Consider the following 3,024-nt stretch of genomic DNA (forward strand, 5'->3'; position numbering starts at 1 on the left):
CTCTATGCTGAGTGGCTCAACTACGTCAAGAGCTAAATCCAAAGTAGCTGGCTTAAATCCTTTTGCTGTGGCGATAACTTTATCAGCTCTGGTGTTTCCAATTGAAAAAGTTGTTCCATTTGGATTAGCGATATCAATAGCGCTTGTTTCAAAAATAAGTTCACCAAGACCAGCGGTTGCAGGAAGTGAAAGCCAGTCGTTGTTTCCAAAAACTGTCTTGTCTTTCAGATTGAGAATATCATCAATAATCAACCCTATAGAACCTGCTCCAATTCCTGAAAGCGTGCTGCTTAAAGTACCTGTAGCACTAAGTGATAGCTCAGCAATTGCTGAATTGGGATCAAAAGAAAGTATTCCAGAAACAGGCGTGTCGGTGCTTTCGACGATTTCTATGTGGGTGATTTTAGAGTTATATCCACCTTCTCCAGTGATAGTCAACAAGCCGTCAGTTACTTCCACTATCATTGATTCTGTTTTTACCTGACCTGGAGTCGGTTGAAAAGCAGGAATGATTGTAAATCCTTCTACTGTTGCACTGTGACGGCTATCCAAATTAGTTGGACCAAAATCACCTAAACCAAGAGTCACTTCATACACTCCATCTGGAATTTGAATCTCCCAAATCAATTCATTGCCTCTGTTGTTTCCTGCCCATTGAAGTGTTCCACCGGTATTATCTCTGACATTGTCACCTTGGAAATGAACTAGGCTACCTTCAAGTTTTCCTTGATTAGATGCAGAGTTATACGCAGCAACTGAAGTAAATCTATTTCTACCAACGCCATTAGTTCCATCAGTAGCATCAATAGGTGTTCCACTTGACTTTAGCTTCCATCCATATTGAAACTCAGAACCATTATTTGAAATAGTATTGCTGCCAAAGGCTTGTCCATAGTCTATTGAATATCCAACAGGAGGCGTAACGATATTGTCCTGGAAATTAATTTTTGCTTCAAATGGAGCCGCTGTCAATTCTGTCACCAAAACCTGCCATACTTGATCAATTCCATCTTCTGCTGTCACTGTATAATTTACAGGAACAGAGAAATCTTGCGCTACTCCGGAAGCAGGATTAATTGATGATAAATCGGAGATCGTAATTGATGGTATCAGAGGGGAACTTGTTGCCCCAGTTGAAACTTCTATAGAAATAGTATGATTGATTGGATCCACGGTTGCAGGCCCAGTTTCTTCACCTAATGAAAAAGTCAAAATACTGTTTTCAGAACTTTGAGTAAGTGGAAGAACCTCAATAGCTTGAACAATACCATTATTAATCGAAGCTAAAAAGTTAAGATTCAACTCACCATCTGAAACTACTACATCATATGATTTGAGAGCTAAAACACCTTTGCCAAATGAAGCTACTAAATCAAGATCGTTTTCAACTACTTCATCTTCTAACAAAATATCAAATATTCTAGTACCTACCGCAGTCTGAAAGTTCTCCACCATGTGCACTCGAACAGTATAACTCCCATTAGCAATTGGTAAAGAGTATCCGAAGTCAGGTCCAAATCTTCTAGGATAATATAGATCGGTATGACCCCCTGGAACTGAATACGGGGTATAAGCTGTGTTCGATGTCTGAGTGATTGTGGATTCAGCGGTATAGAGAAAATCTGTATTTTCAGCCTCAAAAAGGTCACCATCTTTGGTATAATCAGCACCAAAGACATTCATTCTAAAAGGAACTGCAATCGGTGAAATCCCAGCGGCTTCTGTGACTGTGACTGTCCAAACTTGAGAAGTTCCATCTTCTGCTGTCACTGTATAATTTACCGGAACAGAGAAATCTTGCGCTACTCCGGATGCAGGACTAATGACTGCAGAAACAGAAATACCAATTGTAGGAATCAGTGAACCTAGGTTGGACCCATTTGCCACCACGATGGAAACTGTATTAGTGACAGCATCAACAGTTGCTGCTCCAGTTTGCTCTGAAAAAGAAAAATCGACAATGTCGTTTTCAGAACTTTGAACTTCGGAAATAGAAAAATTCTTAAAGTTAGCTACAATTGGATTTCCTGTAGAGTTTCTATGAGAAGTGAAAATGCCTGCAAATGAAGATAATTCTGTTGGATTTTCAGAATCAAAAGTTACACCAGAAAAATATGAAGTTGGTACAGGCCTGATACTTGGTTCTGAAGTAGCAGATATCACCTGCACTTCTTCACCGTTACCTAACCTGAAAAAACCCTGAGCAGTATTAGCGACAGGGTCAAGTTCAAGTCTTAGAGTAATTTCACCTGAATTGGAAGTTAGATCGGAAGTATTTATTTCTAAGAAGGCAGTCGCTTGGGAAGATTGGTCCATATCTTCCACTTGTAGCTGAATTTTTCTATTTGTTGAAGAAGTTTTCACTATGGCCAGCTTCACATAGTGGTCCTCATCAATACCAAACCAAATCCCAGCCTGTTGAGAGGAGTTACCTGAGCTAACAGAAAAATCTGGATTATCCAGTGTAGCAGAAATACTATATATCTGATTAGAAACATCTAGACCCGCACCCAGAGCATTTACTTGAGTATTAGTATTTCCAGATGAAGGTGATCCCTGATCTGACTGCTGACTAAAAAAAATTCCTCTTGTGCTAGTTATGGTTAAGCCCGAACCATCTCTTGAGATTCGGGTAGGGTCATAAGATGTTAAAGAAAGGTATGGAGCCATAAACTTGCTTGACTCTAAAGTCATTGAAAACCCACTTTCAGACAATCCCCCTTGATCAAGAGTGAAATCTAAATTTATAGGGAGCGTTCTTTTAATTTCTGAACAATCCAACGGACTTATTCCTCCACAAGGAGCTAATTTCTCCGAACCATCAAAGTCAAAGTCTCCGTGGTACTTTTCCAGAAATTGACCATTTGAAGAAAAGGAATTCTTTTCTGAAAGCATTCCTTTGAGCTCAAAGGAACTGAATAGAAGGAACCCTACAAAAAAGAGAATAAGGGTGGCGAGCGATTTGTAAAAACTCTTCATAAATAACAATTATTAAGGTTGGACCAGGTAGGCTTAAAAAAAAAA

Annotated in this window: 1 protein-coding gene; it reads right to left on the minus strand. The window is 39.4% G+C overall.

Features of this window, described 5'->3' with window-relative positions; genetic code table 11:
* On the minus strand, window positions 1–2,979 hold a 2,979-nt coding region (locus BVH04_RS24855; RefSeq protein ID WP_140160672.1), incomplete at its 3' end, for a malectin domain-containing carbohydrate-binding protein.
* Window positions 2,980–3,024: the final 45 nt, after the last annotated feature.

This window comes from Algoriphagus antarcticus (assembly GCF_002150685.1).
Taxonomy (GTDB): Bacteria; Bacteroidota; Bacteroidia; order Cytophagales; family Cyclobacteriaceae; genus Algoriphagus; species Algoriphagus antarcticus.